Raw genomic sequence first — 23286 nt, forward strand, 5'->3', positions numbered from 1 at the left:
CAGGGATCGGGCGGATGGGCATGCCTTCCGCTTTTGTTGTTATAACCTGACATTCCTTGGAGAATACTACGCCTGACTACTGAGAAGAATACCCAACCCAGGAGGATGATGAGCGATGAGAACATGGATATCCCGCTCCGCGATCACCCTGCTCGTACTGCTGCTGACGATCACCGGCTGCGGTAGGAATGCGGGCAACAACGGCACGGCAGGCACCGGCGATGCGACCGGCGGTACGGGTACGACGGCCGGTACGGAAGGCCCTGCCGGCGGCAATCAGGCCGGCGCCCAATTCAATATCGGCATGGTAACCGATGTCGGCGGCGTCAATGACAACTCCTTCAACCAAAGTGCGTGGGAAGGCCTGCAGAAGCTGGAGAAGGACACCGGCGCCAAGGTGAAATACCTGCAGAGCAAGAGCGACGCCGAATATTTGCCGAACCTGAACCAGATGGTCAAGGGCAACTTCAACCTGACGTGGGGGATCGGCTTTATTATCGGGGATGCGATGAAGACCGTGGCGGCCCAGAATCCGAACGCCAAGCTCGCGATCATCGACAACGTGGTGGACGCGCCGAATGTAGCCTCCATCACCTTCGCGGAGAACGAGGGCTCGTACCTCGTCGGGGTCGTCGCCGGCCTCATGACCAAGACGAACAAGATCGGCTTCGTCGGCGGCATCGATATTCCGGTCATCAAGCGCTTTGAAGCCGGCTTCCGTGCAGGCGTCACCGCCGTGAATCCGCAGGCGAAGCTGACGGTGAACTATACCGGCGCCTTCGACAAGCCGGATCTCGGCAAGGCCGCGGCCGCCACGCTCTACAACGACGGGGCGGATATCATCTTCCATGCCTCCGGCGCTACGGGCAACGGCGTATTCAACGAAGCGAAGGACCGTGCGAAGAGCGGCCAGAAGGTATGGGTCATCGGGGTGGACCAGGACCAGTCGAAGACGTTCGGGGACGATGTTACCCTGACGTCGATGATGAAGCGGGTCGACCAGGCCGTCTACCGGGTCTCCAACGACCTGATCGGGGGCAAGTATGAAGGGGGCAAAACCACGGTGCTCGGCCTCAAGGACGACGGCGTCGGCCTGCCGGAGACCTCCACGAAGAACGTGCCGGCGGATGTGCTGAAGAAGGTCGATGAGTACAAGCAGCGCATCATCAGCGGCGAGATCAAGGTTCCGGAGCAATGATCCCGGCCTCCGCAGGAGAGTACGAAAGCCCGTCGCCTCCCGTCCCCATTGTCGAGATGCGCGGGATCACCAAGCGCTTCCCCGGCATCGTAGCCAACGACAGCATCTCGCTCACCCTCGGACGGGGCGAAATTCTCGCCCTGCTTGGGGAGAACGGGGCCGGCAAGTCGACGCTGATGAACATCCTCTTCGGCCTCTATCAGCCCGATGAAGGAGAGATTCTGGTGAACGGGGAGCCCGTGACGATCACCGGGCCGAAGGCGGCGATCCGCCTCGGACTCGGCATGGTGCACCAGCACTTCAAGCTGGTGCAGCCGTTCACGGTGGCCGAGAACATCGTGCTCGGCATGGAGCCGAAGCAGGGGCTGCGGATCGACTACCGGCATGCGGAGCGGGAGGTGGCCGCCATCTCCGACCGGTACGGCCTGCGAGTGGAGCCCCGGGCGAGGATCGCGGACATCTCCGTCGGCATGCAGCAGCGGGTGGAGATTCTGAAGACGCTGTACCGCGGGGCGGAGATTCTCATCTTCGACGAGCCGACAGCCGTTCTGACGCCGCAGGAGATCCAGGAGCTGATCGCCATCATGCGCAAGCTCGTAAGCGAGGGCAAGTCGATCATTCTGATCACCCATAAGCTGAAAGAGATCATGGCCATCGCCGACCGGGTAACGGTTATCCGGCGCGGGAAGGTCGTCGGCACGGTGCGCACCGCCGAGACGAACCCCGATGCGCTGGCCGCCCTGATGGTCGGGCGGGAAGTCAGCTTCCGGCTCGATAAGCCGCCTGTCCCGGCGGGTGCGGCATCGAAGGAGCCCGTGCTGCGTGTCGAAGATGTTACGGTCCGCGGCCGCGGCGGGACGCCGGTGCTGAACGGCCTCTCCTTCGAGGTCTACGGCGGGGAGATCCTCGGCATCGCCGGTGTCGACGGCAACGGCCAGAGCGAGCTCATCGAAGCCCTGGCCGGGCTGCAGACCGTGGACAGCGGCCGGATTACGCTGGCCGGACGCGAGATTACGAACCTGTCGCCGCGTGCGGCAGCCGAAGCCGGCATCGGGCATATTCCTGAGGACCGGCACAAGCGCGGGCTCGTGCTCGACTTCTCGATGAGCGAGAACCTCGTGCTCAAATCCTATTACACGCCGGCTTACAACCGGGGCGGGTTCCTGGATTACGGCGCGATGGACAAGCAGGCCGGCCGGCTGATCGGCGAGTTCGACGTCCGCACGCCGGGCACGCATACGCCGGCCCGCGCCCTCTCCGGCGGCAACCAGCAGAAGGCGATCATCGCTCGGGAGGTCGACCTTGACCCCGACCTGCTCATCGCCGCCCAGCCGACGCGGGGCCTCGATGTCGGGGCGATCGAGTTCATCCACAAGCGGCTGCTGGAGCAGCGGAGCCGCGGCAAAGCCGTGCTGCTGATCTCACTGGAGCTCGACGAGATTCTGCAGCTCTCCGACCGGATCGCCGTTATCTACGAAGGGCGCATCGTCGGCATTGTGGACCCGGCCTCCACCTCGGACCGGGAGCTCGGCCTGATGATGGCCGGCTCCCTGCGGTCCGGGGAGGCGGATGCCGCCGTATCCGGGGCCGGAGGAGGTGCCGCCCATGGCTAAAGGCTCGCGCATGTCCGCGGACTCGGCACTGCTGCCGCTGGCGGCCGTCGTACTGGGCCTGCTCGTCGGCGCCCTGATCATGCTCGCGGGAGGCTACGACCCGCTCACGGCTTATGCCGCGCTGATCGATAAAGTCGTCGGAGACCCGTACAGCATCGGCGAGACGATCCGCGAGATCACCCCGCTGATCCTCACCGGCCTGTCGGTCGCCTTCGCCTTCCGCACCGGGCTGTTCAACATCGGAGGCGAAGGCCAGTTCATCATGGGCATGACCGGCGCCTCCATCGTCGGCATCAAGCTCAGCCTCCCCTTCTGGCTGCACGCTCCGCTGGCTGTGATCGCCGGGGCCCTGCTCGGCGGTCTCTGGGGCGGAATTGCCGGTTATCTGAAGGCCCGCCGCGGGGTCAATGAGGTCATCACGACGATCATGCTGAACTGGATCGCGCTGTATCTGGCGAACTACATTGTAGGCAGCTTCCTGCTGCAGCCGGGCCAGCAGCGCTCCTACCTCGTCCGGGAGAGCGCCTCGCTGTCCCTGGCGGCCCTCAGCGAAATGTTCGGCCATGCCCGCCTGCATGCCGGAATCTTCCTGGCTCCGCTGGCGGCGGTGGTCTTCTACATATTGCTGTGGAAGACCCGGCAGGGCTATGAGCTGCGGGCCGTCGGCCACTCGCCGAGCGCCGCCGAATATGCCGGCATGAACGTGAACGCCGGCATCATCCGGGCGATGTTCATCGGCGGGGTGTTCGCCGGGCTGGCCGGCGTCGTTGAGATACTGGGCGTCTTCCAGTATCAGGTCATCGCCGCCGGATCGCCCGGCTACGGCTTCGACGGCGTGGCCGTGGCGCTGCTCGGCGGCAACCATCCGCTCGGGGTGGTGCTTGCCGCGATGCTGTTCGGCACGCTGACCTACGGCTCGGCCGGGATGAGCTTCGGCGCGGACGTGCCGCCCGAGATCATCCGCATCATTATCGGCTCCGTCATCTTCTTCGTGGCGTCACCCGCCATCATCCGCGGGGTGCTGCGCCTCGGGAAGAGACGCGGCTCCGGGGAGGTGGCCTGACGGCTATGGATATTCTTCGCATCGCCGGCGAGCTCATTAACACGACGCTCGTCTTCTCGACGGCGCTGATCTTCACCGCGCTCGGCGGCATACTCTCCGAGCGCTCCGGGGTCGTCAATATCGGCCTGGAGGGGCTCATGGTTTGCGGCGCCTTCGCTTCGGCCGTGGCCGCGTACTACGCCGAGGCGGCCGGCCTGACGGGCGCCGCCCCCTGGCTCGGCCTTGCCGCAGGGCTGCTGTTCGCGATGCTCGTCTCCGTGATTCATGCCGCCGCTTCGATCACCTTCAAGGCCAACCAGGTGGTCAGCGGCGTCGTGATCAACTTCCTCTCGGCCGGCGCCACGGTGTACCTCGTGAAGATTCTGTTCGCCGGCTCCGGCCAGACGGAGACGCTGAACACGGCCTTCCACAAGATGGCCGTTCCCATCCTGTCGCAGATTCCGCTGTTCGGCACCGCGCTCTTCTATGCGTATCCGACCACCTATCTTGCGCTCGCGCTGGCGGTTGTGGTCTGGTATGTGCTCTTCAAGACGCCGTTCGGCCTCCGGCTGCGGGCGGTGGGCGAGCACCCGGGCGCCGCGGATACGCTTGGCGTCGGGGTGAGCCCGCTCCGCTATGCGGCCGTGCTGCTCAGCGGCGCATTCGCCGGGCTGGGCGGAGCGACGATCACATTGACGACGACGAGCAACTTCTCGCACAATACGATCTCCGGGCAGGGCTTCATTGCCCTGGCCGCCATGATCTTCGGCAAGTGGCATCCCTTCGGCGCCCTGGGGGCCGCCCTCTTCTTCGGCTTCGCCCAGGCGCTGCGCAATTTCGTCCAGCTCTTCGAGTTCGCGCGGGGCATACCGATGGAGTTTCTCTACATGCTTCCATACGTGCTGACCATCCTGGTGCTGGCCGGTGCCGTCGGCCGGGCTTATCCCCCGGCTGCCCTCGGCGACCCGTATGATCCGGGCAAGCGGTAAGCCTTCCCATTCGCTGCCGCCCCTGCCGATCTGCGCCCGGCTTCGAGCCGGCCGGATCAACAACCCAAACAAGCCGTGATCGCACCTCTGTCCGAGAGATGCGATCACGGCTTGTTTCGAATTCGAACCGGCGGCTGCCCGTTCTGCGGTGCGTCCGACGCCCCTCAGCCTGTGGGCTCTGCCTGACGCGCAGATCAGGCTCTGGTGCTTTTTAACTGAGACGTTTGCACAGCCGGATCTCTTCGCTGCCTTCCGTCTCGCCCGGCACCACTACGACTTCATCCACCAGCGCTTGCAGCAGATACAAGCCGATCCGTCCGCTTTCGATCGATTCCAGCGATTCTGCGGTTTCCGGCTGCACGGATACCGGCTCCAGGGCATCGCGGAAGGTTACCGCGGCTCCCGTTATCCCGATCCGGACAACCAGTTCCTCCTCCCGCATGGTGAACACCAGCATCAGCGCGGCATCCTGCCTGCTTCCGGCCAGGCGGAGCAGCGCATGATTGCATGCCTCACTGACCGCCACCTTCAGGTCCTCGATCGCTTCGAAGGAGAAGCCCATGCGGACCGCAACGCCGTACAGCGCCATCCGGACCGTCATCAGCCCTTCGGGCTGAAGCGGCAGCCGGAGGATGATTTCTTTGCCAGCCGCATTCTCTACGGCCTTCATTCCCCCGCTCATCCCATCACTCCTTCAATTTCCAGGAACCGGGACAGCCCCGTCATATCGAACAGCCGTTTGATTTTGGCTGGAACTTCCGCAACGACCAGATTCGACTGCACAGTCTGCCTGCTCTTGAGGATGGAGACCAGAATGCCGATCCCCGTGCTGTCGATGTACGTGAGATCCCTCAGGTTCAGCTTCAGCGGCAAAGGCTCAAGCGCCAAGGACTCCGCTGCCGTACGCAGCCGGTCGGCCGTGCCGAGATCCAGTTCGCCGGCCAAATACAAGATGGCCCCGTTCGGGCCCGACTCGGTTTTCACTTCGAATTTTTCTCCTGTCATTCTCGTTACCTCTACCTCCGCTACCCGTTAGTTACTATCTAGCATAGCAGATTTCAGGGCAAAATACACGGGGAGCGCCCCCTCCCCGCGAATATTTTGTATCCGCTTTCTTAGCCTTGATTCAGCCCCATCTCGTCCGGGTAATCTTCCTCAGGAAGGCGCGCCCGAATGACGATCCCAAGGTGAAGGAAGTGGTGAAGATGGAACCGACCAAGAATGTGGAGATCGAACAAAAACATGTCGAACGCCGCATGGACTCCGGTATGGTGGCGTCGACATTCATCAAGTATGCCGCATATATCGTGATTTTCTTCGGCTTTCTCTATTTCCTCGTGCGTTACGTATTCCCGATGTTCTAAGCATAGTCGGCAGATCCACGAACGCGGCGGCCTTTTACGCCCCGCGTTTTTTTGCGTGCCCGGATTCACCCGGGTACTGCCTTCCGACGGCGTGCGGACACGCCAAAAACCCGAGCATGTGCATTCCCCGGGTTGTCGTACCGTCATCCTGCTTTCGGTCAAGATTGGAAATCATGAAAGTACTGGACGGAAGTCAGGCTTCCGTTCTCCGGTGAGAGGAACAGCTTCAGCGCGGCTTGTCCCCTCTGATAGACAACCCCGTCCTCGGCCTTCCAATCCGGCTCGCCAAGCGCCTGCCTCAGGGCATCGGCCGTTAATTCCAGCCGCACGCCGTCGATATCGATCGTGCCGGCGGCTGCCGGAACCAGGATATATTGAATGAAATTCTGGTACAGACCGACCCGGCAGTCTTCGTACACGAAGATCTGCTCGTCCTTGAACAAGGGATCTTTTTCAACGGCCAACGGCTCCCCCTTGATCTCATAGAGCGTCTTCAGGTCATCGCTCATCGACAGCCCGTTCACCCTCTGCAGCTCCCACTCCGGCACGGCCTCTGTCCATGCGGCCTCCTCCTCCGCCCCGCTCACCGCGGAGGCCGGAGAGGCGGTACCCGGCCCGGCGGATAACGGCTCTGCCGCCGCGGTCTGCACCGCAGGTGCAGAATAAGATTCCGCCGCGGGTTCCTGCGGCCCGGCCACCCAAGCGGTACCGGTCCATCCCAAGGCAACCGTACTGATCACTAACGCCATGCTCCACCTTTTCATTCTGTCCACTTCCTTTGCGTAATCGGCTTCGGGAGACGCTTGATACCGGGACCTTAAGGCAAGGGGCCAATGCATAGAACATCCGCTTCGTTCGGAGGGTTAATGATTCAGAATCTGCTGCTCGTCGACGGCAATCACGATCCGTCCCTTGGCCATTTCCGACTCATAGTATTCCACGGCTGTCTCGGACAATCCGAGGGAAAGGAGCTTCTCCCGCAGGGCATGTCCACCGCATCTGTAGAGCGGCGCTACCGTGTGGGCCATGCTCTCGCCGACGAAACCGATCCGGCTGGCATACTTCGGCTTGAAAATTTGGTCCATCTTCACATTCTCGTGGGCCAGAATCTGAATCTGGTCCACTCCGCGTCCCGCGCTTTGCAGGTCCCGGACCGCTTCCTTCACTTCTTGTTCGCCCCTGGCTACGACGATGGAATGAAACATGGGGGTTACGCCTCCTAGTAGAATATTCTGGATGTTCTTATTAACGAACACGTTCCAAGTGAAGCTGCCCCATCGGGATATAGACCTTCGGTTTTTTGTCGTTCTTCTTCATCACCGTCTCAGCGTCCCCGACGACCGCAATCGATGATTTGGACAGGCTGCCTACCGTTGCTCCGTCCGCAATCACAGCGCCTTCCCCGATAATCGCATTGCGCAGGTACACGTTACGTCCGATATGAGCCCCCGGCATGATGATGCAGCCGCGTACTACGCTGCCATGCCCGATGTATACGCCCGGGGAGATGACCGACCGTTCGACCTGCCCGTAGATGCTGCAGCTGCCGGCGATGAGGGATTGTCCGAGCCGTGCCGCCGGATCGACATAGGTTTGTCCGCTTCGTGCCGCAGGGGTATACATAGGCCACGCTTCTTCCCCGCAGCGGAACTTCGGCTGGTCGCCGAGCAGGTCCATGTGTGCTTCCCACAAGCTCTCGATCGTACCGACATCACGCCAGTAACCCTCGTGTGAATACGTTTGCAGATGGGCGCCGTTCAACAGCATGTAAGGAATGACGTCCTTGCCGAAGTCATGCGACGACTCCATATCGCGAGCGTCCATCTCCAGGACGCGTTTCAGATAAGACCATTTGAAGACGTAAATGCCCATCGAAGCCAGGTTGCTTCTCGGCTGCTTCGGCTTCTCGGCGAATTCGACGACCCGCCCCAACTCATCGGCGCGCATGATGCCGAAGCGGTGGGCGTCTTCCCAGGCGACAGGGGTTACCGCGATGGTCGCGTCGGCTCCGGTCCGTACATGACGCTCCAGCAGATGCCGGTAATCCATCCGGTAGATATGGTCGCCCGAGAGGATCAGCACATGTTCCGGCTGCTTCTCTTCAAGGTATGCCAGGTTCTTGTAAACCGCATCGGCGGTTCCCACATACTCCCCGTTCTTCGGAGGAAGCACCGACACTCCCTTGGTCTCTGGAGACCAAGAAGCTCCGCTGCCAATATGCTCGTGCAGGGAGGAGGCTTTATATTGTGTTACGACACCCACGGTGTCGATCCCGGAATTTCTGCAGTTGCTGAGACCAAAGTCGATGATCCGGTAAGCCCCGCCGAAATGTACGGCAGGCTTTGCTTTCGTTTGGGTGAGCACACCCAGCCGGCGTCCTTCACCGCCGGCAAGCAGCATGGCAACACATGCCTCTGAAGTCATAATTTCACCTGCACCTTTCTGCTATTGGACTGTAGTCGTCGCTACCATTTGATAATTATGATTAACCTGGGCCCTCCCTCCTGAAACACAATATTTCCATTTTTTCGGACAAGATTTTTCTTTTGAGACCGTCATTCTATAAATTTTTTTTGATTTGAGTGATGCTGGAATAAAATGTAGAATGAAACCAGCTTGTGATACAGAATGTATAATTTTGGGGTAACTTCTCAATAGTGGATACATTATGTATCGCCAACAATACGTCGAAATTTCACATGATGAAAGGAGCCGGAATATGTTGAAAAACGCTTGGCGCGTGTGGAGCCTGGTTTTGATGCTCCTGCTGCTTGTCCCTCTGGCCGCTCTGGCTGAGGAAGAAGACGTAAGTGTTGGCATTCAAAGCGCCGATCTGACCGGACCTAACCTGGACCAGCTGAAGATCGTTGCCGGCGCTTATTCCCCGTACGAGATCAAGGAGCTTACCGCGGAGGTTGGGGACAGGAAGACCGCTCTGATGTTGTCCGGCTATCAGTGGACCGGTACGATCTCCCTCGAAGGGCTTCCCAAAGGCGATCATATCCTGAGGGTTACAGCCTATACCTATGAAGGCTCCAGCGCCTTCACCGAGCAGACGGTTACTCTGGAAGGGCCTACGGTCATTGAGATCACGGAACCTATGGACGGTACGGTCATCCGGAACGGGCGCATCCCTTTCAAGGGAAAGGCAATAACCGGCAACGGCACTGAAATCTCTGTGGCCGTGGCTTATACGATTGACGGTCAATATCACAGCCGTTCGATTTATATCGAGCCCGGTAAAACCGCCTATTTTGACGCATCCCCCTATCAGGGAAAGAAAATTACATTCCACTTCATCAGCGGCGATGAAAAGGCACCCATTCTCGACAGGGAGGTATATGTCGAGAAAAGCCAGCGCCTGACCGAGTCCCTGAAGGTGGACGGGAAGCTGCTGGACTGGAATGCGGAGCGGGTGCTCTACAAGGCGGACGGCATCCTCCACATTGAGGATCGGGCCAGCGGCCAAGTGACCTCCCTTCCCAAGCTGACTGTCGCCACCAAGAACGAGAAGCTTGTCGGCAGCGGAGCGATTTTCGAGGTTATCGCCGGCTACAGGGTCCGGGATCCCTATTACAAACCCATCTGGTGGAACGGTTCCGAGCTGGTTGAGCTTGCTAAGGCCGGCGCCGTTCAGGACGTCAACGGCATCTATACGGCCTACTTCGCAGATGGAGGACTTTTCATACTCAATACGGCAACCGGCGAGAAGAAAGCGATTCCCCCTGCCTTCCCGGGATCCTACTACTACTCTGTCCTGCTGAATGAGGACGGAAGCGCCACGATCTCCGGCAGCGGGTTGTTCCGGTATCTTCCCGATGGGAGCATACAGACCCTGATGGAGGATCGGAATGCAGGATACCAAGGCCTGCTCCACTCGGGTAATGATTATGTCTATACGGACGGATGGAAAGTATACCGCTATGACGGACAAACCGTGTCGGTCCTCAAAGAGAATGATACTATCATGATGGAGGCCGGCAAGCAGTATCTGTATCAGAACGGCTGGCTTGCTTATATCAAGAAGAGCGCCACTGGCTCCGCACAGCTCTTCCTCCGCTCTCCGGAAGGGACCGAGAAGCAGCTGACCTTCCTGAGCTCCGCTCCCGTACTGCAGGCGCTGGCAGAGGACGGTTCTGTGGCCTATACCTTTAATTACAAAACCTACATCCATTCCGCACAAGCTTCGAAGGCGCTGGAGGTCAGCACCAGTCTGGGCAGCACGTTCCATCTCCCTGCACTCGGCGGCTGGAATCAGAGACTCGGCAGCGGCCTCTATCAAGTCCTTACGGGGCCCGTGGACCTCGACAACACCCCGCCGGCCTGGCCGGCGAACGGCCAGTTAACGGTAACGGACCTGACCTATAAATCGGTGAAGCTGCACTGGCCGGCCGCCGCAGATGCCAAGGGAGTGACCGGGTATGTAATCTACCGTGACGACTTCATCTTGGACGTCGTCGCCCCTGACACCCGCGAATATACAACCGAGGTTTATCAGGGCCAACAAGTGAAGCTTACTGTCAAAGCCGAAGATGGGGCAGGCAATGCGGGTGAAGCACTAGAGACCAGCGTTACGGTTCCGGAACATGATTATTATCCGCCCGAGTGGAATAACGGCAATGAACTGACCGTCACGGATGTCACCTATACCAGCGCCAAGCTGGCATGGCCTGCAGCTTACGACCATCCGGCCGTGCTCCGCTACGCTGTCTACCGCGATGATGCCCGGATTGACGAGGTCCCCGGTGATACCACCGAATATACCGCCACCGGACTGACTCCCGGCACTTCGTACCGGTTCACCATCGCAGCCGAGGATGAATTCAACCAGAGTCAGAACAATCCGACCGCTGTGGTCACCACACCCGAACTGACGAACAGCGGAGACACGGAAGCCCCGGTATGGCCCGAAGGCAGCTCCCTCAGCGTATCGGAGATCACCTACAGCAGCGCCTACCTGAACTGGACGTTTGCGGAGGACAATGCCGCCGTCACCTCGTATGAGCTGTACCGGGACGGCGAGCTGGTGGACAGCGTCAGCGGGGATGTCTACGGCTACCTTGCCGAAGGTCTGGCATCCGGCAGAACGTACCTGTTCTCCGTGATCGCCAAGGATGCCGCCGGTCATGCCAGCACCGGCAATCCGAGCGTCAGCGTGACAACCGCCGTCTATGGTTCCGGCGGGAATCCGGTTCCGAGCGCCACCTCCCTGTCCCTGCAGGCCAAACCCGGCTTCATTGACAAGGATTCGGTGCTCGAGGTTTACCTGAAGGCCGATCAGGCCAAGGACCTGTACAGCTTCCTGTCCAAGGTTCAATATGATCCGTCCCGGCTCAAGCTGGCCCAAGTTCTCCTTCACTCCGAATTCGGCAGGGAGAATACGACCGCCGTTCTCTCCCAGAACACGTCTGTGCCAGGTCAGGTCAAGCTGACAGGCACCCTGCTGGGCAGCGTTCCGGGACGGGGAGATGGAACACATCTCGTTATTCTGAAGTTCAAGACGCTGCAGAACGGCCCGAGCGTTATCTCCCTGCTTCCGGGTGCGGTTGTCGCCGACAGCCAGGGCCGTCAGACGACTCTGAAGAACGGCAGCCAGCTCACGGTCTATGTGGGCGGCGGTGATTATGACGGAGACGGACAAATCGGCCTCAGCGACCTCGTGCTGATCTCCAGAGCCAGCGGACTCAGCCAGGGCCAGACCGGATTTGACTCCCGCTTCGACATCAATAACGACGGCAAGATCAGCGCGTCGGACGTGCAGTATATCGCGGGCCGGGTTGGTTCCGTATAAGCCGGCGCTGCACTTCATGGTTAGGCCAATCCTTATTCCAACAACAAAAAAAGCACCTCCGCTTGGAGGTGCTCCCCTGCCGAGGATGCTTCCTCGGTCTTTTTTTTGTAGCGGTCGCTTGGCCCAGCCCCCGGTGTGCAGCCTGCACCGCATTTCCCGCTGTCACGCTACGAAATGCCTATGTACTCATGCTCCTCACAGGTACGGACCGAAATCGTGAAGATGAACTCCGCCCCCTGACGGTCCGACGAGCCAAGGGCAATGGTCCCGCCCATGAGGTGCACCAGATTCCGGCAGATCGCAAGACCGAGCCCGGTACCGCCATACCGGCGGGTCATCGAAGAGTCGACCTGGGAGAACGGCTGGAAGAGCAGGCTGCGCTTCTCTTCCGGAATGCCGATCCCCGTATCGGCCACCCTCAGCTCCAGCTGGAGCCGCTGGCCCTCGCGCTCCCGCTCGCAGACCGAGACGTGCACGCCGCCCTGATCCGTGAACTTGACCGCATTGCCGATGAGATTGATGAGAATCTGCCGCAGCCTGGATTCGTCACCGAGAATGCATTCGGGAACGTTCGGATCGATATCGTACGTCATCTCAAGCGACTTCGCCCGGGATTCGGCATGGAACATCTCGATCGTCTCCATGAGACAGATGCGGAGGTTCATCGCCTCCTCCTTCAGCTCCATCTTCCCCGATTCGATCTTCGAGAGGTCAAGAATGTCGTTAATGATATAGAGCAGCGCCGCCCCGCTTCGCCGGATCGTCTCCGTATACTCGCGCTGCTCCTCGTTCAGGTCCGTCTCCTCGAGGAGATCGGCCATCGCGATGACGCCGTTGAGCGGGGTTCGGATCTCATGGCTCATTACGGCGAGAAACTGCGACTTCGCCATCGCCGCCTGCTCCGCCTGCACCTTGGCCCGCTCGAGCTCCCGCGTCCGCTCATTGAGCAGATCCGTCTGCTGCTGCAGCTTTTTATGTGCAAGATAGATCGAGACGAAGCCTTCGATTTTGGACTTGAGGATGTGGGGGACGAACGGCTTGACGATATAATCAATCGCTCCGACCGAGTAAGCGGTGAACGAATAATCATCCTGTTCATCGGGAGCGGCGGTGATGAAGATAATGGGGACCGCTTTGGTCCTCTCCCTGGACTTGATCCATTGGGCCGTTTCGAATCCGTCCATTCCCGGCATCTGAACGTCGAGAACGATGACCGCGAACTCATGCTTGAGCAGGCAGCGCAGCGCCTCCTCTCCCGAAGAGGCCTTCACGAGATGGTAATTCTGATCCTCAAGCACGGCTTCGAGCGCCAGCAGGTTCTCCGGCTGATCATCCACCAGCAGAATGCGGATCGGTTCCTCCATGATTTCACACCTCATTTATCGTTCATACGGAATATTTTCTCCTGCCGGTTCACCGTTTCGTACCTGGCCGCGTGCTTGGTAAATGAGATCGACTCCTTGTGCCCCAGCACGAGATACCCCTGCTTGCTGAGACTTTTGTAGAACAGGTCATGCACCTGATTCTGCAGGTAGTTGTCGAAGTAGATCAGCACATTGCGGCACAGAATCAGATGAAACTCATTGAACGACCGGTCCGTCACCAGATTGTGCTGGGCGAAGACCACGTTCTCCCTCAGGAACGGATGAAAGACGGCCGTCCCGCCCGCGCTGCTGTAATATTTGGAGAAGTCGTCCCGGCCTCCGGAACGGATGTAGTTGTTCGTATAATCCTGCATCTTCTTCAGGGGGTACGAGGCCCGCTCTGCCGTCTGCAGCACATCCTCGTTAATATCCGTCGCATAGATCCGGGTCTTCTCGTACAACCCTTCCTCGTGCAGCAGGATCGCCATGGAGTAGACCTCCTCGCCGGTAGAGCAGCCCGCATGCCAGATCCGGATGGCCGGCAGCTCCCGCAGCTTCGGAACGACCTGCTCCCGGATCGCAGCGAAGAGGCTCGGGTCCCGGAACATCTCGGTCACATGAATGACGAGGTCGGACAGAAGACGCTCCATGCAGTCCCGGTCATGCAGCACCCGCTCCTGCAGTCCCGACACCGTATGGAGCTTCTCGGCATGGATCCGGTGCCATACCCTGCGGCGCAGAGAGGCGTAAGCATAGTTGCGAAAATCGTACCCGTACAGACGGTACAGCCCTTCAAGCAGCAGGGTGATCTCGATGCGCTCGCGCTCGTCTTCATCCCTGCCGGCGCCCCCTGCCTCCGAAGAAGGGGCGCCCCGCTTCAGCAGGCCTTTTACGTCCGGGCTTCTGCTGTCGTCCATCTTACCTGCTCAGCCACACGCGCATCAGCGAGAGAAGCTGCTCGGTGTGCACCGGCTTCGTGATATAATCGGAGGCTCCCGCCTGGATGCACTTCTCCCGGTCATCCTTCATCGCCTTGGCGGTCAGGGCGATAATCGGCAGCCGGTCGAACCGTTCGTCGTCGCGGATGGAACGCATCGCTTCATATCCGTCCATCTCCGGCATCATGATGTCCATGAGCACAAGATCGAAGTCCGGCTCCTTCTCGAGCTGCTCGAGCGCCCCCTTGCCCGTCTCGGCAAAAGCGACCTGCATGTCGAGCCCTTCGAGCAGGTTCGAGAGGGCAAAGACATTGCGGATATCGTCGTCGACGATGAGCACCTTCCTGCCCGCGAAGACCGCTTCAATGCTGTGAAGCTTCTGCAGCACCGTCTTCTTCTCTTCCGGCAGCTGCTCCTGTACGCGGTGCAGGAACAGCGAGGTCTCGTCGAGCAGGCGTTCCGGCGACCGCACATCTTTGATGATGATGGATTCGGCATATTTCTTCAGCCGCAGCTGTTCCTTCTTATCCAGCTCCGTCCCGGTGTAGACCATGATCGGCAGACGGCGGAGCTCCGCATCCCCCTTGATCTCGTCAAGCAGTTCGTACACGGCCATGTCCCTCAGCTGGAAGTCGATGACCATGCAGTCATACGAAGCGGCCCGGAGAGCCTCCAGCGCCTCACGGCCGCTCTCCACGGCAGTGATCGACACATCGTCGTGCGCAATGAGCTCGATCAGCGCGATGCGCTGGGCTTCATCCGGCTCAACGATCAGCAGGCTGCGGATGTCGCGTTCGAGGAATGTCTGAATCTGCTCGAACGCCTGGTCCAGATGGTCGCGGGTCGACGGCTTGCGCAGCCAGGCGATGGCCCCCATCGAGAGCCCCTGCAGCACCTCATCGTTGACCGAGATGACGTGAACCGGGATATGCCGCGTCGCTGCGTCGCTCTTGAGCTGGACCATGACGGCCCAGCCGTCGAGCACCGGCAGCTGGATATCCAGCAGGATGGCGTCCGGCCGCAGCTCCTTGGCCAGCTGCAGGCCCGAATCGCCCTGGAGCGCCACCACAGCCTTGAAACCGCGGCTGCGTGCCATATCGAGCAGGATCGTCGCGAACTGGGCGTCGTCCTCGATAATGAGCAGCACCTTGTCGCCAGGCTCGATGTGCTCCCGGTCGTCCGCGAACGAGTCGCTCACCGGCGCGGCCCCCGGCGGCCGGAGCACCGGTGCCGACAGCGGCGACCGGGCCCCCGGCATGCCCGGCAGGGCTCCCGCCAGAGCGGAGCCGCCGGCGGAAGCCATCGCCGCAGCGATCGCATCGCGCGCTTCGTGCATTCCGCCGGCCGCCACGCCTTCCCTGCCTGCCTTGACCGGCTGGAGCACCATCGGCAGCGACAGCGTGAAGCGGCTGCCCTTGCCCTCTTCGCTCTCGAGCTCGATCGTCCCGCCGAGCAGGGCCGCCAGCTGCCGGGAGATCGACAGACCGAGACCGGTCCCCCCGTACTTGCGGCTGGTGGTGCCGTCCGCCTGCTGGAACGCCTCGAAGACAAGCTGCTGCTTCTCCGGCGGAATACCGATCCCGGTATCCTCGACCGTGAAAGCGAGCATCGGTTCACTGCCTCCGGCCGGCTCCACGGTCAGCTTGACGCAGCCGCTGTCCGTGAATTTGAATGCATTGGCGAGCAGGTTCTTCAGAATCTGCTGCACCCTTAGGCTGTCGCTCTGCAGGCTGACGGGGGTGCCCTCCTTCACTTCGATCTCGAAGGCAAGCATCCGGTTGCGGGCAACAGGCAGGAACGAGCGCTGAAGCGAATCGATCACATCCTGCACCCGCACCGTCTCCGCCTGAATATCGAGCCGGCCGGATTCGACCTTCGCGAGATCCAGCACATCGTCGATGAGCCGGAGCAGGTCGCTGCCCGACGAGTGGATCGTCTCGGCGTACTCGACCTGTTTGGCGGACAGGTTCTGATCCTTGTTCTCCTTGAGCAGCTGCGAGAGAATCAGCAGCGAATTCAGCGGCGTGCGCAGCTCGTGGGACATGTTCGCCAGGAACTCCGTCTTGTAGCGCGAAGCGACCGCCAGCTCCAGCGCCTGCTTCTCCAGCGAATCGCGGGCGAGCTCGACCTGGCGGTTCACCTCTTCGGTCTCGCGCACCTGCTCCTCCAGCTCGGCCGTCTTCCGCAGAAGCGCTTCGTTGCTCTGCTCGAGCTCCTCCTGCTGCCGCTGCAGCAGCTCTTCCGAGGCCCGCAGCGCCTTCGCCTGGTCCTCGAGACGCTCGTTGCTCGCCCGCAGTTCGTCCTGCTGCGAGAGCAGCTCCTCCGACTGCGTCTGAAGCTCCTCGGTCAGCGCCTGATGGATCCGCAGCAGCTCCTCGATCTTGAGGCGGCCCTGCAGCGAGTTCAGCACGACGCCGCCGACCTCGGAGGCCTGGTCGATGAACCTCATCTCGAGCTCGGAATAGGTCTTGAGCGAGACGAGTTCGAAGACCCCGATGACTTCCTCGTCATAGATGACAGGCTGAACCATGACCGAGAGCGGCTTCATCTCCCCGAAGGCCAGGCGGACCTGCCCCTGCTCCTCTCCGCCCTCCAGGAAGATCGGCTGTCCGTCCTTGGCGCACTGGCCGACCAGTCCTTCTCCGATCTCGAAGCTCGGGACCGCCGTGCCGCCCGAGCGGGCATAGGTGCCGGCCAGCTCCAGCCGGCGGTGAAGCCCCTCATCCTTGAGCACATAGAAGGCCCCGCTCTGCGCTTCGACCGTACGGGCCAGCTGCCCGATGAACAGCTCTCCCATCTCGCCCAGCTTCGTCATCTCCTGCATGGCGGAATACATCTCGCCCACCCGGCTCTGCAGCCACAGGTTCTCTTCGTTGATCCGGTGCAGCTCCTGCTCCTTGGCGGCCGTCGCGTCCAGATCGTCCGCCAGCCGGTTGAATACCGCAGCAAGCTGGCCGAACTCGTCGTTCGACGTGATGGGCACCCGGTAGGAGGCGTCTCCCCAGCGGCCGTCCGCGAAGCCCTGAAGCATCAGCGTCAAGGTCCCGAGCCCCTTGGTCATCGACGTAACGATCCAATACATGATAACGACCGACAGCAGCAGCGCAGCCAGCGTCAGGATGCCGGTGGCCGCCATCGTCTGCTGGTTCTGGTCCACCGCATCGGCGATCGCCGCGTCCATCTGCTCTTCCTGGTATCCGCTGAAGGCCGCCATGCTGGCCGTGAACTGATCCTGTATATTGACGCCGCTGCTCGTTCGAAGGTTGTTCGCTTCGGCGACTTTTCCGTTCTGATAAAGCCCGAGCACTTGATCCTTATACTCCAGATAACGCCGGCCGCCGGTGAGCAGACTGCTGACGAGCTCCTTCCCCCTCGGCGTATACTCGAGGCCCTCGAGGTCTTCCATGGCTTTGGCCACGTTGGCCGAGGTCGTGCGGATCAGCTCCAGATTTTTCTTGTCGCTCTCCGGTGTGGAGATCAGCAGCAGATTCGCGATTCCTTTGGCCAGCTCACTGGCATTGCTGCGCATATTGGTGGCCAGCTTCACTTTATTGTAACGGTTCTCGTAGATCTCGCTGAGGCTGCTGTCGGTGTTCGTCAATCTGCTGATGCCGATGCCTGCAAGCGCGAACAGCAGCAGCAGCAGGATGCCGAATCCCGCGAACAGCTTTGTTCTCATCTTCATTCGCGCGGTTCCTCTCTCTCCTCCGGTAGTGACGCCTGTGTGTTTGTTTTTCCGCTTTTGAGTACGGCCTCCGATCCCCGAAGCTTAGGTCGCTTGGATCAGCACCATGCAGATGTCATCGCTCTGCGTCTCCCAGATGTCCTCCGGCAGCAGCGCTTCGACGAGCCGGTTCGGGTCCTCTTCCCCGTGAATCAGCCCCTGCAGCCGCAGCGCCAGCAGATCCGACTCCGCCGCATCTTCCGGGTAATCGTGCGGCATCGGAATCGATTCGAGCAGCCCGTCGGTATACAGCGCGATCCGGATCGGGTTCTCGTAGGTGAAGATGCTCTTCGTGATGTCCATCTGATCGAAGAATCCGACAGCGCAGCATCCTTGGCTCAGCGCCACCGGCGGTTTGCCCTCCTCGAACAGGAAGCCGGGCGGATGCCCCGCGTTCACATATTCAATCGTCTTGTTGTGCGTATCGATCAGCAGATAGACCGCGGTAAAATAATAGCTCATCGAGGGGTTCTTATGGTTGAGCTGGTGCATGTAGCGGTTCAGCTCGGCGACGACGAATTCGGGGGAAACAAAGCGCGTGATCGTATCCTGCATGACCGATGAAATGAACATGCAGACAAGGGACGAGGAAATGCCGTGCCCCATGATATCGAGAATGATGATGCCGTGCCGGTGCTCGTCGATCCGGTGCCAGGCATAGAGGTCTCCGGCGAGCTCCGAAGAGGGATGATAAGCGGCCCGGATCTCGAGATGCTCCTTCTTCAGCGGCGGGCTGAGCACGCTGCTCTGCACCTGCTTCGCGAGATCGAGCTCCCGGCGGATTCTCGCTTCGTTCTCCTTGTGCCAGTCCTTCTCATACTTCAGCCGCAGCGCCACACGGATGCGGGCGATGAGCTCGACCTTGTTGACCGGCTTCATCACATAGTCGATGGCACCGGCTTCCAGCGCCTCCGCCAGCTTATTCGAATCTCCAAGCGCGGTCACGATGATGACCGGAATATCCCGCAGGCGTTCGTCCTGCTGGATCAGCCGGCAGGCTTCGATCCCGTCCATCTCGGGCATCATCATGTCCATGAGAATCAGGTCTACGGGCACCTTCCCCCCGTCGGCGCTCTCGGTCAGCCGCTGCAGCATCTCCCTGGCCGAAGAAGCCTTCCAGAAGGAATCGTATCCTGCGCTTTTGAGAATTTTCTCAATGACGATAATATTGACAGGGTTGTCATCCACAATGGCGATATTCATACAATGTCTCCTCTTGTTCACTGCATGGGCAGGTCAAGAACCGTGCGCTCCCAAAAAAGAATCCCGTTCCTCCTCCAGCCCGAACGGTTCCTGACGCCTGCCGGTATTACGGCCCTAGCTGCAGGCCCTCTCTTCCCTGGTGTCCGCTCCGTGATGTATCGTTCCTACCATTATAGCGAAAAAGATAAACATATGTAACCACAAACGAGTGGGCTTGAAACACCAAGGGAGTGATTCGGCGCAGGAAAATCCGGGTAATTACGGATCGAGCGGGTCTGCCGCAATCCGGGCGGCAGCATACCTGCAGCCGCCCGCCGAAGTTTCGAGGGGCCTGCAGTCCGGCTTCGAGGAGGTTAGATCATGAGGACCAAAGTGAAATTGGTAAATGGAGAAGAAGCAGCCATCCGGGCCGTACAAGCGTTCCGGACGGAAGGTCATTCTTTGGATGAGATATATGTGCTGGCCCATGACGGGGATAAAGTAAACGAGCTCAGCAGACTTACGGACGCCAACACGATCGGCGTGATGGAGGAGGGCGTGGCCACGGCCTTCGCCAACCTGTTCCGCTCGCGCGGAGACCAGCTGCGGGCGAAAATGGAGTCCCTCGGCATTTCTGCGCTCGATGCGCAGCGGTATGAGGAGGAACTGGACAAGGGCCGCATTATGGTGCTGGTCTGGTACGACGAGGAGACCGGGACGCTGGACCGGGCGGATGCTGCCGCCCCCCGCCGTCCCCGGCCCGAGGAGATCGTCCTGCCGCCTGTCGGCGGTGCGGTAATGAGCGAGAGAAGATAAGAGACGCACGAGTTGGGATGCTGATTTGGATTTGAATTCACTTTCGCATCTTCCGCAAGGAGGCCGGCCTTCAGGCCACGGCACACACCCGCTGCAGGCGCCGGAACTTCACGCTGCGGGCCGGACGCTTCCTTGGCGGAGGCGTAAGCAGGCACACGACCCTGAGGGGGCGTGTGCTTGTTTTGAGGTACAGCGGGGGAATCCGCCGCATCCGGCTTCACCGAACAACGGGGAACCTGGGGGAGCTCAGCCTTTTTTTCGGCAGACGGCCCCGTTCCTTGAACCGCTTCCCCGCAGGCGTCGTCTATGTAGCAGCAAGAAACGACCCTGCCCAAAGGAAGCGAAAACACACGATGACAAAGCCCCCTGCCTCACCCCGCAGCGCCCTGGCGCTCCCCCTCTTCGGAGCCGCAGCGCTCCTGCTGTCCGGCCTGTATACGGCCTATTCCCTGTACCCCCGGCCGGCGGCCCTGACGAAGGCGGAAACCGCCGCCCCCGGTGTCTCCCTTCTGCAGGAGCTTCCAACCGAAACCTGGGAAGGGAGGGCCGGAGGGGACGAAGCGCTGCCTGATCCGGACCTTCCGCGGCCCGAACCACCAGGCCCTGAGCTGCAAGGCCCCGGGCTCCCCGGCCTGCAGCCGTCCCCTCCCGTCCTGCCGTCCGTGCCGGAAGATCAGCCCGCTTCACCAGCCGGGATGAAGCGGGCCGCCCTGACCTTCGATGACGGACCGGACAGCCGCTATACGCCGCTCATTCTCGATATCCTGAAAGCACACAACGTCAAAGCCACGTTCTTCGTGGTCGGCCGGCAGGCCGAGAAGCATCCGGAGGTGCTGCGCCGCATCGCGGAGGAAGGCCACCTCATCGGGAACCATTCCTGGGATCATGCCAACCTCTCCAAGCTGAGCGAAGCGCAGATCCTGGCGGACATTGCCGCAGGCGACGAGGCCATTCGGAAGATTACCGGCACCGCGCCCGGCCCCTTCCGGGCTCCCTACGGTGCCGTGTCGCCTGCAGTCCGTCGAGCGCTGGAGACCCTGGGGCGCCCGCTGGTCGGCTGGACGGTGGATACGCGGGATTGGGCCGGCACACCGGCGGAGGAGATCCGGGACTGCGTCACCCGGGGGCTGCAGCCCGGCGGGATCGTGCTCATGCACAGCTTCGGAGGGCGCAGCGGCTCCCTGGGCAATACGGTAGAGGCGCTTCCTTCCATGATTGAAGCGCTGCAGGGGGACGGCTATACGCTGGTTACCGCCGATGAGCTGTAAGCCCCCTCCTGCAGCGCACCCCGGAGCGAAGACTGTGTTCCCGTGCCGCCACCTGCCGGGAACACAATTTCCTCTGGCTTCCAACAAGGGATCGCGGTACACTGAAGATATGCCCGGGCCGTATCTTCCGCAGGAAGGCGGTCCTTCCATTTGAACCGGAACGACGGAGAGATCGTCATATAGATTTGAGGTGGCCTTGTTGGAAGGGAACATGAAATTCGAGTACTTGAAATACTTGTCCGAAAGTTCGGATAAAAAAGCCATTCTCCACGACCTGATGACCGCCTACGGCCAAGACGTCTGGAATTACGCTTACAGCATGACCCGCAAGTGGGATCAGGCTGATGATATTACCCAGGAGGTATTCCTGAAGGTATACCGCAATCTGTATTCCTTCCGGTGCGAATCCTCTGTCAAAACCTGGCTGCTCGCCATCACCCGCAACATGACGCTGGACTACCGCAAATCGGCCTTTCTGCGCAGAGTGACCCTTGTCGACTATTTCCTTCCCGGGAACACGGCACAGGCTTCGGCCGAAGATGAGGTGATGGCGGAGCTGGCCTTGGACGACATGTGGTCCCTGGTGCTCGAGCTGCCGGTCAAATACCGGGAGGTGCTGATTCTCTTCGCGCATCACCAGCTGTCCATGAAGGAGATGGCGGAGGTGCTTGGCGTCAGCGAAGGAACGGTCAAATCCAGACTGTACCATGCCCGCAGCAAAATATCCAAGCTAAAGGAGAGTCGGAGGATTGGATCCGAAGGATAGCGAGTTAAAAAAAGCACTGAAGGACGGTCCTCCGGGGCAGCGCGGGTTCGACGAGAACCTGAAGCGCCGCATCGAGGAGCGCCTGGACGAACCGCGGGTGCGGCGGCGGCCCTGGAGAATCTGGGCCGGTGCCGCCGGGGCCGCCTGTGCCCTGGCCGCAGGCCTGCTGTTCGCAGGAGCGTACGGCCTGGTCGAGCGGCTGAGCCCGAAGGCGGAATCCTCCGCCATGCCGGCGGCAGCGGATCCCGCTCAGCCGGCGGAGGCAGAGACCGGCCCGCGCACCGCCCTTCTGGTCGGCACGCGTACGGACCGTCCGGCCCCCTCAGGACAGAAGGGACAAACCTCAAGTGTGTACCGCTCGTTCCTCCTCGCTCCGGAAGGCGGAAGGCTGGAGATGATCGCGTCGGGCAAAGGCATCCTCATGCCTTACAAGATGGAATTCTGGCGCATTGACGGCGAGACGGCGGCGAACGGCAGTACGATGCTCGGCGCCGTCCGGGTCGCGTCGAACGGCAAGACCCCGCTGGTCCGCAGCTCCGCCGTCCGCTCCCAGGGGAACCCCGCATTCAGCGAGAAACTCCTGTTCGCGGGCAACCGCTATGTCGCCATCGCCCAGACTCCCCCGGGCGGACGCGAGATGCTCTGGGTCAAGGAGCTGCCGCAGCTGGCGGCCCCGCGACGCTCGGCATCGGCCGAGCCGCTGCAGGAGCCGCATGTGACGCTGCGCAGCCTGCTCGGGGAGTCGGCCCAGCCGCTGGTCCGTTCCCTGGATGCCGCGCCTCCTGGAGGCGGGCACGACACGGTCGGCGAGAGCTGGACGCTCGAACGCAGGCAGGGAAACTGGACGGCGATGCTCGCTTCGTACGACGGCTCCGGGCCCAACGGTTACCGCCTCAAGGATGTGCCGGCGGATCTGCCGGATGCCCTTGTGTCTTACGATACGCTGTCCACGCCTTGGGCCGAGGTATCGGGGCTGCAGCCCGCAGCCACCGACGCGTTCACCTCGCCCAATCTCGACATGGCCGTGGTCGTCACCCCGCGGAGCCTTGTCGTCCATCCGATGCACCGCGGGGAGCTTATCGCCTCCCCGCTGCTCACCGTGCCGCTCGCCGAGAACGAGACGGTGGTCATGGCCCACTGGGCGCTGGACCCGTATATCGATCAGTGGAAGCGGCAGGCGAAGGCTCAGCTCTCTCCCTGACCGTGCGGGAGCCCTTGAGTTGGCTCCCGT

19 protein-coding genes are annotated in these 23286 nt (G+C 61.0%); 10 read left to right on the forward strand and 9 right to left on the reverse strand.

The features are described 5' to 3' along the window. Window positions 1-115: 115 nt before the first annotated feature. From PM3016_RS33470 to PM3016_RS33485, 4 genes are read left to right on the forward strand one after another with little or no spacing between them, the layout of a single operon-like run. Window positions 116-1198 (forward strand): BMP family lipoprotein, encoded by a 1083-nt coding sequence (locus PM3016_RS33470; protein ID WP_014372451.1) that lies wholly within the window; start codon window positions 116-118, stop codon window positions 1196-1198. Beyond that, complete coding sequence (locus PM3016_RS33475) at window positions 1195-2811, forward strand: ABC transporter ATP-binding protein (protein WP_014372452.1); 1617 nt, start codon at window positions 1195-1197, stop codon at window positions 2809-2811. Before PM3016_RS33470 ends, PM3016_RS33475 begins: the two co-directional genes overlap by 4 nt. Then, a complete protein-coding gene (locus PM3016_RS33480; RefSeq protein ID WP_013920932.1) occupies window positions 2804-3874 on the forward strand; it encodes an ABC transporter permease in 1071 nt (356 codons plus the stop codon). Before PM3016_RS33475 ends, PM3016_RS33480 begins: the two co-directional genes overlap by 8 nt. 5 nt (window positions 3875-3879) lie before the next feature. Beyond that, window positions 3880-4842, forward strand: a complete 963-nt coding sequence (locus PM3016_RS33485) for an ABC transporter permease (protein ID WP_013920933.1) — start codon at window positions 3880-3882, stop codon at window positions 4840-4842. 211 nt (window positions 4843-5053) lie between these two features. Here the strand turns inward: PM3016_RS33485 and PM3016_RS33490 are convergent, their stop codons facing one another. Both PM3016_RS33490 and PM3016_RS33495 read right to left on the reverse strand, forming a co-directional pair. Continuing rightward, on the reverse strand, window positions 5054-5524 hold the full coding sequence (locus PM3016_RS33490; protein WP_013920934.1) for an ATP-binding protein: 471 nt from the start codon (window positions 5522-5524) through the stop codon (window positions 5054-5056). Further along, entirely contained in the window at window positions 5521-5847 is a 327-nt protein-coding gene (locus PM3016_RS33495; protein ID WP_014372453.1) for an STAS domain-containing protein, read from the reverse strand. Before PM3016_RS33495 ends, PM3016_RS33490 begins: the two co-directional genes overlap by 4 nt. A 200-nt stretch (window positions 5848-6047) precedes the next feature. Between PM3016_RS33495 and PM3016_RS39015 the strand changes: the two genes are divergently transcribed. Continuing rightward, window positions 6048-6206 (forward strand): hypothetical protein, encoded by a 159-nt coding sequence (locus PM3016_RS39015; protein ID WP_014372454.1) that lies wholly within the window; start codon window positions 6048-6050, stop codon window positions 6204-6206. 158 nt (window positions 6207-6364) lie between these two features. Here the strand turns inward: PM3016_RS39015 and PM3016_RS33500 are convergent, their stop codons facing one another. The 3 genes from PM3016_RS33500 to PM3016_RS33510 form a co-directional block, all read right to left on the reverse strand. Next, window positions 6365-6970 (reverse strand): hypothetical protein, encoded by a 606-nt coding sequence (locus PM3016_RS33500; protein WP_014372455.1) that lies wholly within the window; start codon window positions 6968-6970, stop codon window positions 6365-6367. A gap of 99 nt (window positions 6971-7069) precedes the next feature. Continuing rightward, window positions 7070-7411 carry a YflT domain-containing protein gene (locus PM3016_RS33505; protein ID WP_013920938.1) on the reverse strand — a complete coding sequence of 114 codons (342 nt, stop codon included), beginning with the start codon at window positions 7409-7411 and terminating at the stop codon, window positions 7070-7072. Between the two features lie 40 nt (window positions 7412-7451). Continuing rightward, window positions 7452-8630 carry a glucose-1-phosphate adenylyltransferase gene (locus PM3016_RS33510; RefSeq protein ID WP_041617611.1) on the reverse strand — a complete coding sequence of 393 codons (1179 nt, stop codon included), beginning with the start codon at window positions 8628-8630 and terminating at the stop codon, window positions 7452-7454. Between the two features lie 295 nt (window positions 8631-8925). On the opposite strand from PM3016_RS33510, the gene PM3016_RS33515 reads away from it, so the two are divergent. Then, entirely contained in the window at window positions 8926-11997 is a 3072-nt protein-coding gene (locus PM3016_RS33515) for a fibronectin type III domain-containing protein (RefSeq protein ID WP_014372456.1), read from the forward strand. 167 nt (window positions 11998-12164) lie between these two features. Here PM3016_RS33515 and PM3016_RS33520 read toward each other — a convergent pair whose 3' ends face one another. The 4 genes from PM3016_RS33520 to PM3016_RS33535 form a co-directional block, all read right to left on the reverse strand. After that, the gene (locus PM3016_RS33520; RefSeq protein WP_013920941.1) at window positions 12165-13361 is read right to left on the reverse strand and encodes an ATP-binding protein; all 1197 of its coding nucleotides are present in this window, start codon (window positions 13359-13361) and stop codon (window positions 12165-12167) included. A gap of 11 nt (window positions 13362-13372) precedes the next feature. Then, entirely contained in the window at window positions 13373-14278 is a 906-nt protein-coding gene (locus PM3016_RS33525; protein WP_013920942.1) for a CheR family methyltransferase, read from the reverse strand. Between the two features lies 1 nt (window position 14279). Further along, window positions 14280-17984 carry a response regulator gene (locus PM3016_RS33530; RefSeq protein ID WP_014372457.1) on the reverse strand — a complete coding sequence of 1235 codons (3705 nt, stop codon included), beginning with the start codon at window positions 17982-17984 and terminating at the stop codon, window positions 14280-14282. Between the two features lie 84 nt (window positions 17985-18068). Further along, window positions 18069-19226 carry a PP2C family protein-serine/threonine phosphatase gene (locus PM3016_RS33535; protein ID WP_013920944.1) on the reverse strand — a complete coding sequence of 386 codons (1158 nt, stop codon included), beginning with the start codon at window positions 19224-19226 and terminating at the stop codon, window positions 18069-18071. Between the two features lie 360 nt (window positions 19227-19586). Between PM3016_RS33535 and PM3016_RS33540 the strand changes: the two genes are divergently transcribed. The 4 genes from PM3016_RS33540 (at window position 19587) to PM3016_RS33555 (ending at window position 23256) form a co-directional block, all read left to right on the forward strand. Beyond that, on the forward strand, window positions 19587-20021 hold the full coding sequence (locus tag PM3016_RS33540; RefSeq protein ID WP_014372458.1) for a YflT domain-containing protein: 435 nt from the start codon (window positions 19587-19589) through the stop codon (window positions 20019-20021). A 353-nt stretch (window positions 20022-20374) separates the two neighbouring features. Further along, window positions 20375-21289, forward strand: coding sequence for a polysaccharide deacetylase family protein (locus tag PM3016_RS33545; protein WP_014372459.1), 915 nt, complete (start codon window positions 20375-20377; stop codon window positions 21287-21289). A 199-nt stretch (window positions 21290-21488) separates the two neighbouring features. After that, window positions 21489-22055, forward strand: a complete 567-nt coding sequence (locus tag PM3016_RS33550; protein ID WP_013920950.1) for an RNA polymerase sigma factor — start codon at window positions 21489-21491, stop codon at window positions 22053-22055. After that, on the forward strand, window positions 22039-23256 hold the full coding sequence (locus PM3016_RS33555) for a hypothetical protein (RefSeq protein ID WP_014372460.1): 1218 nt from the start codon (window positions 22039-22041) through the stop codon (window positions 23254-23256). Before PM3016_RS33550 ends, PM3016_RS33555 begins: the two co-directional genes overlap by 17 nt. The last annotated feature ends 30 nt before the right edge of the window (window positions 23257-23286 follow it).

This window comes from Paenibacillus mucilaginosus 3016, assembly GCF_000250655.1.
Taxonomy (GTDB): domain Bacteria; phylum Bacillota; class Bacilli; order Paenibacillales; family NBRC-103111; genus Paenibacillus_G; species Paenibacillus_G mucilaginosus.

Bases quoted from the DNA above. Each gene is read 5' to 3' on its own strand.
- PM3016_RS33470 (WP_014372451.1), top strand. From the start codon at position 116: ATGAGAACATGGATATCCCGCTCCGCGATCACCCTGCTCGTACTGCTG.
- PM3016_RS33475 (WP_014372452.1), top strand. From the start codon at position 1,195: ATGATCCCGGCCTCCGCAGGAGAGTACGAAAGCCCGTCGCCTCCCGTC.
- PM3016_RS33480 (WP_013920932.1), top strand. From the start codon at position 2,804: ATGGCTAAAGGCTCGCGCATGTCCGCGGACTCGGCACTGCTGCCGCTG.
- PM3016_RS33485 (WP_013920933.1), top strand. From the start codon at position 3,880: ATGGATATTCTTCGCATCGCCGGCGAGCTCATTAACACGACGCTCGTC.
- PM3016_RS33490 (WP_013920934.1), bottom strand. From the start codon at position 5,524: ATGAGCGGGGGAATGAAGGCCGTAGAGAATGCGGCTGGCAAAGAAATC.
- PM3016_RS33495 (WP_014372453.1), bottom strand. From the start codon at position 5,847: ATGACAGGAGAAAAATTCGAAGTGAAAACCGAGTCGGGCCCGAACGGG.
- PM3016_RS39015 (WP_014372454.1), top strand. From the start codon at position 6,048: ATGGAACCGACCAAGAATGTGGAGATCGAACAAAAACATGTCGAACGC.
- PM3016_RS33500 (WP_014372455.1), bottom strand. From the start codon at position 6,970: ATGAAAAGGTGGAGCATGGCGTTAGTGATCAGTACGGTTGCCTTGGGA.
- PM3016_RS33505 (WP_013920938.1), bottom strand. From the start codon at position 7,411: ATGTTTCATTCCATCGTCGTAGCCAGGGGCGAACAAGAAGTGAAGGAA.
- PM3016_RS33510 (WP_041617611.1), bottom strand. From the start codon at position 8,630: ATGACTTCAGAGGCATGTGTTGCCATGCTGCTTGCCGGCGGTGAAGGA.
- PM3016_RS33515 (WP_014372456.1), top strand. From the start codon at position 8,926: ATGTTGAAAAACGCTTGGCGCGTGTGGAGCCTGGTTTTGATGCTCCTG.
- PM3016_RS33520 (WP_013920941.1), bottom strand. From the start codon at position 13,361: ATGGAGGAACCGATCCGCATTCTGCTGGTGGATGATCAGCCGGAGAAC.
- PM3016_RS33525 (WP_013920942.1), bottom strand. From the start codon at position 14,278: ATGGACGACAGCAGAAGCCCGGACGTAAAAGGCCTGCTGAAGCGGGGC.
- PM3016_RS33530 (WP_014372457.1), bottom strand. From the start codon at position 17,984: ATGAAGATGAGAACAAAGCTGTTCGCGGGATTCGGCATCCTGCTGCTG.
- PM3016_RS33535 (WP_013920944.1), bottom strand. From the start codon at position 19,226: ATGAATATCGCCATTGTGGATGACAACCCTGTCAATATTATCGTCATT.
- PM3016_RS33540 (WP_014372458.1), top strand. From the start codon at position 19,587: ATGAGGACCAAAGTGAAATTGGTAAATGGAGAAGAAGCAGCCATCCGG.
- PM3016_RS33545 (WP_014372459.1), top strand. From the start codon at position 20,375: ATGACAAAGCCCCCTGCCTCACCCCGCAGCGCCCTGGCGCTCCCCCTC.